Annotated in this window: 10 protein-coding genes; 6 read left to right on the top strand and 4 right to left on the bottom strand. The window is 60.9% G+C overall.

The annotated features are described in order from the left end of the window. Nucleotides 1-906, bottom strand: a 906-nt coding sequence (locus tag BLU76_RS24805) for an OprD family porin (protein WP_371915047.1), incomplete at its 3' end; no start/stop codon positions are given. Nucleotides 907-1,808: 902 nt separating this feature from the next. Here BLU76_RS24805 and BLU76_RS24800 point away from each other — a divergent pair. After that, nucleotides 1,809-2,171 (top strand): DUF6124 family protein, encoded by a 363-nt coding sequence (locus tag BLU76_RS24800; protein ID WP_092146055.1) that lies wholly within the window; start codon nucleotides 1,809-1,811, stop codon nucleotides 2,169-2,171. A 233-nt stretch (nucleotides 2,172-2,404) separates the two neighbouring features. Then, nucleotides 2,405-3,025, top strand: a complete 621-nt coding sequence (locus tag BLU76_RS24790; protein ID WP_092146051.1) for a TetR/AcrR family transcriptional regulator — start codon at nucleotides 2,405-2,407, stop codon at nucleotides 3,023-3,025. Nucleotides 3,026-3,096: 71 nt separating this feature from the next. Here the strand turns inward: BLU76_RS24790 and preA are convergent, their stop codons facing one another. From preA to hydA, 3 genes are all read right to left on the bottom strand, one after another. Further along, entirely contained in the window at nucleotides 3,097-4,371 is a 1,275-nt protein-coding gene (gene preA, locus BLU76_RS24785) for an NAD-dependent dihydropyrimidine dehydrogenase subunit PreA (protein WP_092146049.1), read from the bottom strand. Then, nucleotides 4,372-5,739, bottom strand: a complete 1,368-nt coding sequence (locus tag BLU76_RS24780) for an NAD(P)-dependent oxidoreductase (protein ID WP_092146047.1) — start codon at nucleotides 5,737-5,739, stop codon at nucleotides 4,372-4,374. Nucleotides 5,740-5,922: 183 nt separating this feature from the next. Next, nucleotides 5,923-7,362, bottom strand: a complete 1,440-nt coding sequence (gene hydA / locus BLU76_RS24770) for a dihydropyrimidinase (protein WP_092146043.1) — start codon at nucleotides 7,360-7,362, stop codon at nucleotides 5,923-5,925. A gap of 608 nt (nucleotides 7,363-7,970) precedes the next feature. On the opposite strand from hydA, the gene BLU76_RS24765 reads away from it, so the two are divergent. The 4 genes from BLU76_RS24765 to BLU76_RS24750 all read left to right on the top strand — a co-directional run bounded on the left by BLU76_RS24765 (nucleotide 7,971) and on the right by BLU76_RS24750 (nucleotide 12,849). Next, nucleotides 7,971-9,449 (top strand): NCS1 family nucleobase:cation symporter-1, encoded by a 1,479-nt coding sequence (locus BLU76_RS24765; protein ID WP_092146041.1) that lies wholly within the window; start codon nucleotides 7,971-7,973, stop codon nucleotides 9,447-9,449. A gap of 59 nt (nucleotides 9,450-9,508) precedes the next feature. Further along, nucleotides 9,509-10,792 (top strand): Zn-dependent hydrolase, encoded by a 1,284-nt coding sequence (locus BLU76_RS24760; protein ID WP_063320667.1) that lies wholly within the window; start codon nucleotides 9,509-9,511, stop codon nucleotides 10,790-10,792. A gap of 84 nt (nucleotides 10,793-10,876) precedes the next feature. Then, on the top strand, nucleotides 10,877-12,361 hold the full coding sequence (locus BLU76_RS24755) for a helix-turn-helix transcriptional regulator (protein WP_092146039.1): 1,485 nt from the start codon (nucleotides 10,877-10,879) through the stop codon (nucleotides 12,359-12,361). 239 nt (nucleotides 12,362-12,600) lie between these two features. Next, complete coding sequence (locus BLU76_RS24750) at nucleotides 12,601-12,849, top strand: DUF1652 domain-containing protein (protein ID WP_092146037.1); 249 nt, start codon at nucleotides 12,601-12,603, stop codon at nucleotides 12,847-12,849. The last annotated feature ends 708 nt before the right edge of the window (nucleotides 12,850-13,557 follow it).

Raw genomic sequence — 13,557 nt, 5'->3', positions numbered from 1 at the left:
CTTGGCGTTGTCGTAGCTGGAGTTGTAGCTGTCGTTGGCCAGGGTGCCGCCGCTGGTGCCGTTGACGCGCATCCAGGCATCATCGCCGCCGACTTTCTGCAGGCCGACATAAAAGGTGTTGCCGCCGTACTTGGCCGAGAGCATGGCGAACGCGGTTTTGTTGTCCAGGTCGCCGGCCAGGGCACTGCCGTTTTCCTTGCCGGTGAAGTAGCCGAGGTTGGCGCCCAGGGTCCAGTCGCCGATGGGCTGGCTGTGGGTCAGGTTGAAATATTGTTGCTGGTAGATGTCGGACAGTTCCGCGTACCACACGCCGACCTGGGTGCGTTTTTCGTTGAAGGCGTATTCACCGCCGCCGAAGTTGAAACGGTCGGAGGTGAACGCGCCGCGGCCGTTCATGGACATGTCTTCCATGCTCGCGTCGTTGCGCGGGCTGTTGGCGCGGAACTGGCCACCGTACAGCGTCAGGCCGCTGATTTCGGTGGAGGTCACCTGGCCCCCACGGAAGGTTTGCGGCAGGGAACGGCCGTCGTCGGAGCGCAGGATCGGCAGCACCGGCATCCATTCGCCGACCTTCAATTCGGTCTTCGACACCTTGGCCTTGAGGGCCACGCCCAGGCGACCGAAGTCATCGGCGGGGCGACCGTCGTCATGCACCGGCAGCAGTTGCGTGCCGGTGGTGCCGCGCCCGCCGTCGAGCTTGAGCGAGTACGTGCCGAGCACGTCCACGCCGAAACCGACCACGCCCTGGGTGAAACCGGACTTGGCGTCGAGGATGAAACTCTGGGTCCATTCCTCGGCTTTGCCTTGGGCATTGTTCGGGTTGGTGAAGTTACGGTTGAAATAGGCGTTGCGCAGGTTCAGCGTGGCTTTGGCATCATCGACGAAGCCTTCGGCGCTGGCGGTCATCGGGAGAAACAGAGACAGGCTGCTGCAACCGAGCAGGATCAGTGCAGGGCTGGTGTTGAGAAGGGTACGGTGGTTTGGACGGTGCTCGGGCGAAAAACGGACACGTGTGCTCACTATGACGCTCCCTACTTTTTTGTTGTTTTTATTTGTTATACGTCGTCGTACAACATGAGGGCGATTATTTGGAAGCCGCACGTCGTTGTCAACTGGCCATTATCGGAATTATCCAAGCCGAGGGTGCTTCAAAATGAGGCGTTTCGATGGTTGCAGGTGAGCGAAATGAAGATAGAAGGCTTTGACGCCAGGCCTGTACGGGACTCTGAAAACAGTTGTGCGGGGTGTAGTTGTGCGATGACTGGTCTAAGACATTAGTCGAATGCCCACGATCTAATGGATGCAGAAGTCTCCTGTGGCGAGGGAGCTTGCTCCCGCTGGACTGCGAAGCAGGCCCAAGTTCTTTGTTTCAGCACAAATTTTTGGGGCGGCTTCGCCACCCAGCGGGAGCAAGCTCCCTCGCCACAGGTGTGCTGTTGACCCTATTCCCAGTCCAAACAGGGCAGTGTTTATCCGAATGTAGGATCCTTCTGGATCGGGCTACGTTGTCTTGCGCCATTGCCTACACCTGCGCCAGAATCCGCCGGCTTGTGCGCCTGGCGGTCGGGTTTTATCGTTTCCGGGTCGCTGAGGAATCAGCGATCGGGTTTGGTAGCCCTGGTGTCGGTGCATAGCGTCATCTCTTGCAAGTGCAATCATGCACTTCGCTTTTTGGTGGCCATGCGCAGGGTCTCTTCGGAGGCGCCGGCTCCGATGCCCGGTCTACCAACCTTCGTATGGCCGCCACCCTAATTCGTTTGGTAGCGAGAGGGTGTTGGCTCCCTTACTACAGCATCGGAGCTTCAACTATGTTCAAAGTAACCCCCAACCCACCGGACACCGACCCGACTCCACCACGCAAAAAAACCAAGAAACTCGACGAAGCCGCCGAGCGCGTACTCGACTATTACCTGAACCCCAAGCCGGACAAGCCCGAAGCCGAGGCTGCGCCCGTCCAACTCTTCACCGTCATCCAAAACGTCGACACCGAAAGCCTGCTCGCCAACCTCAGCGAAACCCTGGCCTCGGCCAATGTCATGGTCAACGACCTGGCTTTCGACCTGGATGGTTCACGCCGGCATTTCCTCCTGGGCATCCAACAACTGATCGAACTGGGCAGCCTGCTGGCAAACCGTGCACTGGACAACATCGAAACCCGTCAGCCGACATAACCCCCCGTGGCGAGGGAGCTTGCTCCCGCTGGGTGGCGAAGCCGCCCCAAAAAAATTGTGCTGAAACAAAGAACCTGGGTCTGCTTCGCAGTCCAGCGGGAGCAAGCTCCCTCGCCACAAGGGCACTGTGCACATCCGCCTGAACATGCACGGTCAAATAGGGAGCGAGCCCCCAGTGTTATCGAAAGTGAGTGAATGCTAACCTTGGCCAACGCTGTCCCCAGGGAGCCCTCATGGGCAATCACAAGATCGAGATTCGTCGCAGTAACGTCGAGAAAATCCTGCTGGCCGCCGAGAAGGTCTTTGCCGAAAAAGGCTTCGGCAGCACCGCCATGGCCGACATCGCCGCCGAAGTGCAATTGCCCCGTTCCAACCTGCACTATTACTTCAGCACCAAGAGCGAACTCTACAGCGCCGTGCTTTTCGACCTGCTGGAGGTCTGGAAGCAGGACGCCTTGTGCTTCGAAATGTTCGACGACCCCCGGGTGGTGCTCAGCAGCTACATCCGCGCCAAGATGAACCACTCCCGCAGCCGCCCCTATGGCTCGAAAGTCTGGGCCAACGAAATCATCCACGGCGCCCCGACCCTAGGCCAGGCCTTGGACGCCAGTCTCTACGACTGGGCCAAGATGAAGGAAGCGAAGATCCGCCAGTGGGTGGAAGACAAACGCATCCTCCCGATAGAACCCTCAAGCCTGCTCTACATGATCTGGGCCTCGACCCAGCACTACGCCGACTTCGACCACCAGATCAACATCCTCAACGACCACCAGCCGCTGTCGGACATGCAGTTCGAACGGGCGGTGCAGACGGTGACGAGTGTGATTTTGCGGGGGATTGGGTTGGAGCCCTGAGGTTTTATGCTGTGGCTTAGGGCCTCATCGCGAGCTTGCTCGCGATGGCGTCAGCCCAGGCACCTCAACTTTCAAACCGCCACATGATAGGGATTACGCGGATCATGGTTCCAATCCAGGAACGGCTTGCCCGTGTCCACCGTCACCATTTCGATGCAGTCCTGCACCGGGCAGGTGATCTGGCACAGGTTGCAGCCCACGCATTCTTCATCGATCACTTCATATTTACGCGTGCCGTCTGCTTGCTTGAGGCTGGCGATGGCCTGGTGTGAGGTGTCTTCGCAGGCGATGTGGCAGCGACCGCAGCCGATGCAGGCCTCCTGGTCGATTTTCGCGATGACCTGGTAGTTGATGTCCAGGTACTTCCAGTCGGTGGTGTTGCCCACCGCGCGCCCGGAGAAGGCCTGGAGGTTGGCGTGGCCGTGCTCGTCCATCCAGCGTGACAGGCCGTCCTTCATTTCTTCGACGATACGAAAGCCATGCAGCATTGCGGCGGTGCAGACTTGCACCGCGCCGCTGCCCAAGGCGATGAATTCCGCCGCGTCGCGCCAACTGCCGATGCCCCCTATGCCGCAGATCGGCAAGCCGTGGGTCTGTGGGTCGCGGGCGATTTCGGCGACCATGTTCAGGGCGATGGGCTTGACCGCCGAGCCGCAATAACCGCCATGGGTGCTCTGGCTGCCGACGCTGGGCAGGGCGACCATGCGGTCGAGGTCGACGCTGGTGATGGAGTTGATGGTGTTGATCAACGACACCGCGTCCGCACCGCCGCGATGGGCGGCCCGGGCGGCGACGCGGATGTCGGTGATGTTCGGCGTGAGCTTGACGATCACCGGCAACGAGCAATAGGTCTTGCACCAGCGGGTCACTTGCTCGACGTACTCCGGCACCTGGCCGACCGCCGCGCCCATGCCGCGTTCCGGCATGCCGTGGGGGCAGCCGAAGTTCAGTTCGATGCCGTCGGCGCCGGTGGCCTCCACCAGGGGCAGGATGCGTTTCCAGGATTCTTCGACGCAGGGCACCATCAGCGACACGATCAACGCCCGGTCTGGCCAATCCTTTTTCACCTGGGTGATTTCCCGCAGGTTGATCTCCAGGGAACGGTCGGTGATCAGCTCGATGTTGTTGATGCCCAACACCTCGCGATTGGCGCCGTAATGGGCCGAATAACGCGAGGACACATTCACGGCCGCTGGATCCTCACCGAGGGTTTTCCAGACCACGCCACCCCAGCCGGCCTCGAAGGCGCGGACCACGTTATAGGCCTTGTCGGTGGGCGGCGCGGAGGCCAGCCAGAACGGATTGGGGGCTTTGATACCGGCGAAGACAATCGACAGATCGGCCATTTACGCAGCCTCCACGTTGAGCATGAGTTGAGCGTTGATCGCCTCGGCGGCGAGCTTGCCGTGCTGCACGGCCTGCACGGTGAGGTCCTGGTCCAGGCTGGTGCAATCGCCGCCGGCGTAGACACCGGGAATGCTGGTGCGCAGGTGTTCGTCCACCAGGATTCGTCCGTCCTGGCGCTTGAGCTCCCGGGCCAGCGGGTCCACCAGTGCGTTGTCATCGAAGGCTTGGCCGATGGCTTTGAAAATGGCGTCGGCGGGCAGGTCGAAGGTGTCGGTGCCGATGACCAGCCGACCGTTTTCCAGATGGGTGCGGGAGAAACGCATGCCGCGTACCTTCCCCGCGTCATCGAGCAACACCTGTTGCGGCTGCGCCCACGTCAACAGGCGCACCTGATTGGCCTTGGCGATGTCCTGTTCATGGCCGGTGGCGCCCATGTCTTCCAAGCCTCGGCGGTACACCAGGCTAACGTCCCGGGCGCCGAGGCGAGCCATTTGCACGGCCATGTCGATGGCGGTGTTGCCGGCGCCGAGCACGATGCAGCGGTCGGCCAGGGGCAACTGGCTGAGGTCGTCGGCCTGGCGCAGTTCGCGGATGTAGTCGGTGGCGGCCAGCAGCCCCGGCGCCTGTTCGTCGCTCAGGCCTAGTTGTTTGCTGGCCGCCAGGCCGAGGCCGAGGAACACCGCGTCAAACTGCTGGTGCAGGTCGCTCAGGCTCAGGTTCTCGCCGAGTTTTTGGCCGTGACGGATTTCGATGCCGCCGATCTCTAACAGGAAGTCCAGTTCACGTTGGGCGTAGTCGTCCACCAGTTTGTACTTGGCGATCCCGTATTCGTTGAGGCCGCCGGCTTTTTCACGGGCTTCGAAAACCACCACGTCATGGCCGTGCATTGCGCTGCGATGGGCGCAGGACAAGCCCGCCGGGCCGGCCCCGACCACGGCGATGCGCTTGCCAGTGGTGGCGGCACGCTTGAACGGGTGTTCGCTGAAATGGGCGTTATCCACGGCGTAGCGTTGCAGCTGGCCGATCAATACCGGCGCGCATTCATGGACGTTGTTGCGCACGCAGGCTTGCTGGCAAAGGATCTCCGTGGGGCAGACCCGGGCACAACTGCCGCCGAGGATGTTGGCCGAGAGGATTTTCTGGGCCGCGCCTTGGACGTTGTCCTGGTGGATGTTGCGGATGAATGAAGGGATATCGATTTCGCTTGGACAGGCGTTCACGCACGGTGCGTCGTAGCAATACAGGCACCGGGAGGCTTCCAGGTGGGCCTGGCGCGCATTGAGCGGTGGCGCCAGGTCGCTGAAGCGGGCGGCGAGGGTGGCCGGGTCTTCCTGGGAATGGGGGAGGTGACTCAAGGGCTGGATCATGGAGTGGGCCTCACGGTGTTTGAGGTGCTGCCTCTGGTGGGCAGTGGTTTTTTTCGTTGCCTTGATCGTTCCCGCGCTCTGCGTGGGAATGCCTCTGGGGACGCTCCGCGTTCCGCTCTGGGACGCAGAGCGTCCCGGGCTGCATTCCCACGCGGAGCGTGGGAACGTTCAAAGGCCCGGGTTTCAGCGTTTCACGGCGGTTGGCTTGTTCAACTCCGCCCGCTTGCTCAGCAAATCGAACACCGCCGGATACGCCGGCCGCTCGATATAGCGCCCCGCGCCGCGCTCGGCCCGCAGGTCGCCGTCGGCCCACACCAGCCGGCCCTGGCTGATGGTGTGGCTGGGCACGCCGCGCACGGTCTTGCCTTCGAAGATGTTGAAGTCCACCTGCTGATGGTGGGCTTTGGCGGAAATCGTGCGGCTGCCTTGCGGGTCCCAGAGCACCAGGTCGGCATCGGCGCCGACGCGGATCGCCCCTTTGCGCGGGTAGAGGTTGAAGATCTTCGCGGTGTTGGTGGAGGTGAGGGCGACGAAGTCGTGCATCGACAATTTTCCGCTGTTGACCCCCTCGTCCCAGAGCACGGCCATGCGGTCTTCGATACCGGCGGTGCCGTTGGGGATCTTGCTGAAGTCGTCGCGGCCGGCAGCCTTCTGTTCGGCGCAGAAGCAACAGTGGTCGGTGGCGGTGGTGTGCAGATTGCCGGACTGCAAGCCGTGCCAGAGAGCCTCTTGATGCCCGCGTGGGCGAAAGGGTGGGCTCATCACGTAGCCGGCGGCGGTCTGCCAGTCGGGGTCGCGATAAACACTGTCGTCCAGCAACAGATGCCCGGCCAGTACTTCACCGTAGACCGGTTGGCCCTTGCTGCGGGCGTAGGTGATTTCGTCCAGGGCCTCTTTGGTCGACACATGCACCAGGTACAGCGGTGTGCCCAGGGTTTCGGCGATGCGGATGGCCCGGCTCGCGGCTTCGCCTTCCACTTGCGAAGGACGCGACAACGGATGGGCCTCCGGCCCGGTGATGCCCTGGGCCAGCAACTTGCGTTGCAGGTGATAGACCAGTTCGCCGTTTTCGGCGTGCACGGTGGGCACCGCGCCCAGTTCCAGGCAGCGCTCGAAGCTTGCGACCAAGGTGTCGTCGGCCGCCATGATCGCATTCTTGTAGGCCATGAAATGCTTGAAGCTGTTCACCCCATGATGGCTGACCAGCTCGGCCATTTCTTCGCGGACCTGTTCGCTCCACCAGGTGATTGCCACGTGAAAACCGTAGTCGCTGGCACTTTTCTCGGCCCAGCCACGCCATTGGTGAAAGGCTTCCATCAACGATTGCTGGGGGTTGGGAATCACGAAATCGATGATCGAGGTGGTGCCCCCGGCCAGACCTGCCGCCGTGCCGCTGAAGAAGTCCTCGCTGGCGACCGTGCCCATGAATGGCAACTGCATATGCGTATGGGGATCGATGCCGCCGGGCATCAGGTATTGGCCGCCGCCATCGAGCACTTCGACAGCGGCCGGAACATCCAGGTTGTCACCGATGGCCTTGATCACGCCGTCGGCGCAAAACACATCGGCGCGATAACTTTCATCATGGGTAATAACGGTGGCGCCACGGATTAACAGAGACATTCCGAGTTCCTCGCAGGCATGACCGACTGTTGCCGGTTCTTTATGTTTTATCGATCACGGTAGGTAAAGTCGTGGCGGTTTATATTCTTGTCACGACTGTCAGGATTAGACGCTAGCTGGAGTTTATGAAATGAGCAAGATTATTTTTTATAAGCTTATGCGTTAATTAACTTATTGAAATTAAAGTATTAATTTATAAATTCACCAAAATGGTGAGCCTGCTCACCATTTTGACGCACTTGACAGGATCGTTATTTGAGCGAGATTTGTCATGGTAAATCAGCGGCTTGAAAGCGTTGCAAGTGCGGTCTAGACACCTTGCGTTGATCCGGGGTGCACCACTTTGAATCTCCCCCTCGACAGGGCGTGAAGGTCATCTAGCCTCAAGGGCGGTAAGCAGGGAGTGAAACAAGGCAACAACGTGGCTTTAAAACGTTAAACATCAAAAGGTTGAAAGGGTTATATCGATCATCCGGTCAGCTCAGCGCATTATCCGGCACGGTTATTGAGTGCCGTCGTGGGTCTGGCGGGGTGGTCGGTAGCACGCGTGCAAGTACTCCGGCCATCGCCCGTCGATGAGCAAAAATAATGAAAACAGTGGAGCGGACATGACCAGATCAACAGTGACCGAGCGCGACGGATTGTTCGAGCTTGAAGCCGGCAGCGACGTCCTCGACAGCCCCCGTTATAACCACGACATCGCGCCGACCAAGGTGCATGAGCGAACCTGGAACAAATGGCACATCACTGCACTGTGGGTGGGCATGGCGATTTGCGTGCCGACCTACACCCTCGGTGGCGTGCTCACCGCCTATTTCGGCCTGACGGTGGGCGAGGCGCTGCTGGCGATTCTGTTTGCCAACATCATCGTGCTGATCCCCCTGACCCTGAATGCCTTTGCCGGAACCAAGTACGGCATTCCGTTTCCGGTGCTTTTGCGCTCATCCTTCGGCGTGATTGGTTCCAACGTGCCGTGCCTGATCCGCGCCCTGGTGGCCTGTGGCTGGTTCGGGATCCAGACCATGTTCGGCGGGCTGGCGATCCACCTGTTTCTCGGCTCGGTGTTCGAAGGCTGGAAGAGCCTGGGTGGCACCGGCGAAGTGATCGGCTTCATGGTGTTCTGGGTCATCAACCTGTGGGTGGTGCTGCGCGGTGCCGAGTCGATCAAGTGGCTGGAAACCTTGTCAGCGCCGCTGCTGGTGCTGGTGGGCGTCGGTCTGTTGGTGTGGGCATTGCCCAACGTTTCATTGACTGAACTGATGGCGGTCCCGGCCAAGCGTCCCGAAGGCGCCGGCGTGACCAGCTACTTCCTTGCCGGCCTGACGGCCATGGTCGGTTTCTGGGCCACGCTGTCGTTGAACATTCCTGACTTCAGCCGTTATGCCAGGAGTCAGAAAGACCAGATCGTGGGGCAGATCATTGGCCTGCCATTGACCATGTTCCTGTTCGCCTCCCTCGGCGTGGTCATGACCGCCGCCTCGGAAAAACTGGTGGGGGTGACCGTCTCCGACCCGGTGACCTTGATCGGGCACATCCAGAGCCCGGTATGGGTGGCCCTGGCCATGGTGCTGATTATTGTCGCCACGCTCTCGACCAACACCGCCGCCAACATCGTCTCGCCCACCAACGACTTCCAGAACCTGGCGCCGAAACTGATCGGCCGCACCAAGGCGGTGATGCTCACCGGGTTGGTGGGGCTGGCGCTGATGGCCCACGAACTGCTGAAGAAGCTTGGCCTGATTGTGTCCGAGGTCAGCCTGGAGTCGGTCTATTCCAATTGGCTGCTGGGTTATTCGAGCCTGCTGGGGCCGATTGCCGGGATCATGGTGGTGGATTATTTCCTGATCAAGAAACAGCAACTGGACCTGGCCGGGTTGTACCGCGACGACACTTACCCGGCGTGGAACTGGAATGGCTTCATCGCCTTTGGCGTGCCGGTGGTGCTGACGCTGCTGTCCCTGGGCAGCGATGCGTTCAGTTGGTTCTACAGCTACGGCTGGTTCACCGGCTCGGCGCTGGGCGGGGTGATTTATTACGGGTTGTGCAGTATGCGAGCGAGCCCGTCCGTCGCTAAAACCGCGGTGTGAGGGAGGGCCTCATCGCGAGCAAGCACACCAAAAACATGCCTGAAAAAATGGAGATCCCCATGAACGCAGCCATCGACGTCCTGCAATCCACCCACCCGCACATCAATCGCGATCGCCTGTGGCAATCGCTCATGGACCTGGCCCAGCTCGGTGCCACGGTCAAGGGCGGTGTGTGTCGGCTGGCCCTGACCGACCTCGACCGCCAGGCCCGCGACCTGTTCGTGCAATGGACCCAGGCGGCGGGCTGCACCGTCAGCATCGATGCGGTGGGCAACATCTTCGCCCGTCGTCCGGGGCGCAATCCGAACCTGCCACCGGTGATGACCGGCAGCCACATCGACACCCAGCCCACCGGTGGCAAGTTCGACGGCTGCTTTGGCGTGCTCTCCGGGCTGGAGGTGCTGCGCACCCTCAATGACCTGAACATTGAGACCGAAGCACCGTTGGAGGTGGTGGTCTGGACCAACGAAGAAGGCTCGCGTTTCGCCCCGTGCATGATGGGCTCCGGCGTGTTCGCGGAAAAATTCACCCTCGAAGAAACCCTCGCCAAGGTCGACGCCGAGGGCATCAGCGTGGGCCAGGCGCTCAATGCCATCGGCTATGCCGGCCCGCGCCCGGTCAGCGGGCATCCGGTGGGGGCGTATTTCGAGGCGCACATCGAACAGGGGCCGATCCTCGAAGACGAGGGCAAGACCATCGGCGTGGTGATGGGCGCATTGGGGCAGAAGTGGTTCGACCTGACCTTGCGCGGCGTCGAAGCCCACGCCGGCCCGACCCCGATGCACCTGCGCAAGGACGCCCTGGTGGGCGCCTCGATCATCGTTGGCGCCGTCAACCGCGCCGCCCTCGGTCATCAACCCCATGCCTGCGGCACGGTCGGGTGCCTGCAAGCTTATCCGGGGTCGCGCAATGTCATCCCCGGCGAAGTGCGCATGACCCTGGACTTTCGTCACCTGGAACCGGCGCGGCTGGATTCGATGATCGCCGAGGTCAAGCAGGTGATCGAAGACACCTGCCAGCAGCACGGCCTGACCTTCGATTTGAAACCCACGGCCGATTTCCCGCCGCTGTATTTCGACAAAGGCTGCGTCGACGCCGTACGCGGCGCTGCCCAAGGGCTGGGCCTGTCCCACCTGGACATCGTCAGCGGTGCCGGTCATGACGCGATCTTCCTCGCCGAACTGGGCCCGGCCGGGATGATCTTCGTGCCTTGCGAAGGAGGTATCAGCCACAACGAAATCGAAAACGCCGCCCCGGACGACCTCGCCGCCGGTTGCGCAGTGCTGCTGCGAGCGATGCTGGCCGCCTCACAAGCGATTGCCGAGGGGCGCATGGCGGCTTGAAGGGCCGATGCACTATTGCAAACCCATGTGGTCGTAACCTTCAACGCATCCATGCTTGAAACCTACTGACCACATGGAGACCCAATGAATCAGCAAGTCCCGACCACCGATACCAACCGTCGTCAATTGCTGCAGATCATTGCCGGGCTGTCCGACGGGGTGATGTTGATCGAGGTCGACCAGACCATTGCCTGGGCCAACGCAGCGGCCTTGGCGATGCACGGGGTCAAGGATCTCAGTGAGCTGGGCACCACGGCCAGGCAATACGCCCGGCGTTTCAATTTGCGTTATCGCAACAATCACCCGCTGAGCGACGACAACTACCCCATCGCCCGGGTTGCCCGTGGCGATGAGTTCAGCGATGTGCTGGTGGAAGTCACGCCCCAGGCCGACCCGGATCGGACCTGGGTGCATCGGATCCGCAGCATGGTGCTGGCCGACCGCAACGGCGAGCCGGAGCTTCTCGTGCTGATCCTCAGCGATGCCACCGAATGGGCCAGCGCCGAGCAGCGCTTCGAGAAAACCTTCGGGGCCAACCCGGCACCGGCGGTGATCTGTCGCCTCAGTGACCTGCGTTACATCAAGGTCAATCCGGGATTCCTGGAGATGACCGGCTACAGTCGCGAGCAGGTGATTGGGCGTTCGGTCTATGAGCTTGACGTGCTTGAAGCCGCCGAAAGACGCGACCTGGCCATCGAACGCCTGGGGCAGGGCGCGACCATTCCGCAAATGCAGGCCGAGTTGAAATTGCCTGACGGCACCTGCAAACAGGTGATCGTCGCCGGCCAGCCGCTGGACCTGCACGACGAAGACTGCATGCTGTTTTCCTTCATGGACATGGAGCCGCGACGCAAGGCAGAAACGGCCCTGCGCCAGAGCGAGGAGCGCTTTGCCAAGTCGTTCCGCCTGTCGCCCGTACCCACGCTGGTGTGCAGCGCTGAACAGCAGTTGTTGGAAATCAACGAGGCGTTTCTCCAGACCACCGGTTACGCCAGCGAAGAGCTGTTGGGAAAAACCGTGGAGGAAATCGGCTTTCTCGACAAGGACGCCAGCGCCGCGCTGTTTGCCCGGCTGGAAAAGGCTGCCGCTGTCTCGAGTATCGACGTCAAGGTGCACAAGAAGGGCGGCGAACTCATCGACTGTGAGGTCGCCGCCGATACGGTGCTCATCCAGGACAAACCTTGCTATCTGTTGGTGCTGATGAACATCACCGAGCGCAAACGCTCGGAGCTGGAGCTGGTGGCGGCTATCGAAGAGGTGATGAAAGATGCGTCCTGGTTCAGTCGGACCCTGATTGAAAAATTGGCTAACGTGAAGAGCATCAACGCCCAGGTGCCCAGTGTGTCATTCACCGAGCTGACGGCCCGGGAGCGCGACGTGCTGGGGCTGATTTGCGAAGGCTTGGCGGACAAGGAAATCGCCGCGCGCCTGAAGCTGGCGCCCAATACCGTGCGCAATCACGTGGCTACGCTGTATTCGAAACTGGATGTCCATAGCCGCAGCGAGGCGATTGTCTGGGCGCGGGAGCGGGGGTTATTCGCAAACGAATGGCGAATGAAGGCACCATGATAGCCAGTGCAAATGCACCGGGCATGCTGGTGCAAATTCGGGTTTTGCATGGGGGGGCGGTTCCTTAGGCTGTCAGTGTGCGACATCGTCTGTGATGTCGCGTCCCCACGAAACAGTCAAGGAATACGCCACAATGTGCAGTGAACTAACCCAGTATGAGAGCGACAGGATGCCTATGCGGACCAGGAGGTCGGTGCTGTCCACCGTTCATTTGTGCCCCCAGGGCTGAGGTGCATCTCATGACCCATCTGGCCCCCTTGCGCACCCGCCTGGAAGAAAGCTTTACGCCGCTGGCCTGCGAATGCAGCCTCAATGGTGACGGCACCCTCACTGTACGCCTGTATCACCGTGAAAGCGGCGAGGTGGACCTGGTGGTGAGCGGCATGAGTGTCGACAGCGTCCGCTCGGAAGAGAGCATCGCCAAGTTGATCGAAGAGCTGCGCTATGAGCTGGAAAATATCCCGCTGCATCGCAGTGACCCGGTATAAATAATCAGGACAGGCTAATCACCAAAGTTCAGGCACCGCACACCGCGTGGCGAGGGAGCTTGCTCCCGCTGGGGCGCGCAGCGGCCCTGAAGCCCGGCGACGCGGTGGATCAGGTCGATTGAGCGAGCTTGAGAGGGGGGCTGCTGCGCAGCCCAGCGGGAGCAAGCTCCCTCGCCACGAAAGCTCAAGAGCTCAAAAGCTCAAAAGCTCAAAAGCTCAAAAGCTCAAAAGCTCAAAAGCTCAAAAGCATCCCGGTCGACCAACCGATTTGCTCTTGAAACTAACACTGATTCGAGGCATTCCCTTAACCCGCGCCATGCCCAATTCCCCGTGGCGAGGGAGCTTGCTCCCGCTGGGGCGCGAAGCGGCCCTGGAACCCGGCGACGCGGTGGATCAGGTTGATTGAGTGAGCTTGAGAGGGGCTGCTGCGCAACCCAGCGGGAGCAAGCTCCCTCGCCACAAAAGCTTAAAAGCTCAAGAGCTCAAAAGCTCAAAAGCATCCCGGTCGACCAACCGATTTGCTCTTGAAACTGACACTGATTCGAGGCATTCCCTTAACCCGCGCCATGCCCAATTCCCCGTGGCGAGGGAGCTTGCTCCCGCTGGGCCGCGAAGCGGCCCTAGAACCCGGCGACGCGGTGGATCAGGTTGATTGAGTGAGCTTGAGAGGGGGGCTGCTGCGCAACCCAGCGGGAGCAAGCTCCCTCG

The sequence above is a fragment of the Pseudomonas sp. NFACC08-1 genome (genome assembly GCF_900106735.1).
Lineage (GTDB): Bacteria > Pseudomonadota > Gammaproteobacteria > Pseudomonadales > Pseudomonadaceae > Aquipseudomonas > Aquipseudomonas fluorescens_Q.
This window is presented reverse-complemented; position numbering and strand designations above follow the sequence as displayed.

What these genes read in the sequence shown, in the direction of transcription:
- BLU76_RS24800 (WP_092146055.1), top strand. Translation starts at nt 1,809, where the DNA reads ATGTTCAAAGTAACCCCCAACCCACCGGACACCGACCCGACTCCACCA.
- BLU76_RS24790 (WP_092146051.1), top strand. Translation starts at nt 2,405, where the DNA reads ATGGGCAATCACAAGATCGAGATTCGTCGCAGTAACGTCGAGAAAATC.
- preA (WP_092146049.1), bottom strand. Translation starts at nt 4,371, where the DNA reads ATGGCCGATCTGTCGATTGTCTTCGCCGGTATCAAAGCCCCCAATCCG.
- BLU76_RS24780 (WP_092146047.1), bottom strand. Translation starts at nt 5,739, where the DNA reads ATGATCCAGCCCTTGAGTCACCTCCCCCATTCCCAGGAAGACCCGGCC.
- hydA (WP_092146043.1), bottom strand. Translation starts at nt 7,362, where the DNA reads ATGTCTCTGTTAATCCGTGGCGCCACCGTTATTACCCATGATGAAAGT.
- BLU76_RS24765 (WP_092146041.1), top strand. Translation starts at nt 7,971, where the DNA reads ATGACCAGATCAACAGTGACCGAGCGCGACGGATTGTTCGAGCTTGAA.
- BLU76_RS24760 (WP_063320667.1), top strand. Translation starts at nt 9,509, where the DNA reads ATGAACGCAGCCATCGACGTCCTGCAATCCACCCACCCGCACATCAAT.
- BLU76_RS24755 (WP_092146039.1), top strand. Translation starts at nt 10,877, where the DNA reads ATGAATCAGCAAGTCCCGACCACCGATACCAACCGTCGTCAATTGCTG.
- BLU76_RS24750 (WP_092146037.1), top strand. Translation starts at nt 12,601, where the DNA reads ATGACCCATCTGGCCCCCTTGCGCACCCGCCTGGAAGAAAGCTTTACG.